Source organism: Xanthobacter autotrophicus ATCC 700552, assembly GCF_043194565.1.
Lineage (GTDB): Bacteria > Pseudomonadota > Alphaproteobacteria > Rhizobiales > Xanthobacteraceae > Xanthobacter > Xanthobacter autotrophicus_F.
Window position 1 is genome coordinate 1 of the sequence record NZ_JBAFVS010000068.1, and the last position, 1,038, is coordinate 1,038.

General features: G+C 72.1%; 1 protein-coding gene. It reads right to left on the reverse strand.

The genetic code is table 11. The features are described 5' to 3' along the window. Window positions 1–19: 19 nt before the first annotated feature. Complete coding sequence (locus V5F48_RS24925) at window positions 20–955, reverse strand: IS110 family RNA-guided transposase (RefSeq protein ID WP_394260640.1); 936 nt, start codon at window positions 953–955, stop codon at window positions 20–22. Window positions 956–1,038 lie beyond the last annotated feature (83 nt).

Sequence of the window (1,038 nt, forward strand, 5' to 3'; positions counted from 1 at the left end):
CGGGGGAGCGACTGTGTGGTCAAGCGGTCCTCCATGATGTTTTGGAGCGGAGCATGGCGTTGAGGATGGTGATGAGCTTGCGCATGGCGGCGGTGATGGCGACCTTGGGCGGCTTGCCCATGGCTCGCAGGCGGGCGTGGAAGGCCTTCAGTACGCGATTGCAGCGGATGGCCGAAATGGTGGCCATGTAGAGCACCGTGCGCACCTCGGCGCGGCCGCCGAAGATGGTGCGCCGGCCGCGCATCTGTCCGCTGTCGCGGTTGAGGGGCGCCACCCCCACCAGGGCTGCGATCTGGCGCCGCGACAGCGAGCCCAGTTCCGGCAGCTTGGCGATCAGCACCGCCCGCAGCACTGGCCCGACCCCCGGCACCGAGGCCATCAGGTCATCCTCCATCCGCCAGGCCGGAGACGCCTTCAGGCCGCCGGAAATGTCGCCGTCCAAGGCGATGATCTCGCGGTCGAGGAAGGCGATATGCGCCTCCAGCGCCGGCCTGAGGGCGGATGCCATCTGCGCCCGGCGGATCTTCTCGGCTGCACGCATCTCCACCAGCTGGCGCCGCCGCGCCACCAGGTCGATGAGGCGCTGGCGCGCCTCGTCCGGCAACGGGCGGGGCGCGGGCCGCACCGCCTGGGCGAAGGCGGCGATCGCCTGCGCGTCCAGCCGGTCGGTCTTGGCCAGCCGTCCCGTGGCCCGGGCGAAATCCCGCACCTGGCGCGGATTGACCACCGCCACCAGATGGCCGGCCGCGCACAGCGCCGCCGCCGCCCGCTCCTGCAGCGCGCCGGTGGCCTCCAGCACCGCAAGGCAGGCCCCGAGCGCCGACAGGCGGGCGCACAGGGCGGCGATGCCCGCCTCGTCGTTGCCAAACGCCATCTCCTCGCCCGCGGGGAGGATATGGACGTCGAGCCGTGCCTTGGAGACGTCAATGCCGACGTGATGTGCAATCGAGGTCATGCGCCTGGCCCTGCCTTGCCGGTGCGGGCTCGCGACGCGGCCCCCGCGACTGTCCGGGCATTCGACACACCCGCCGGCGGCCC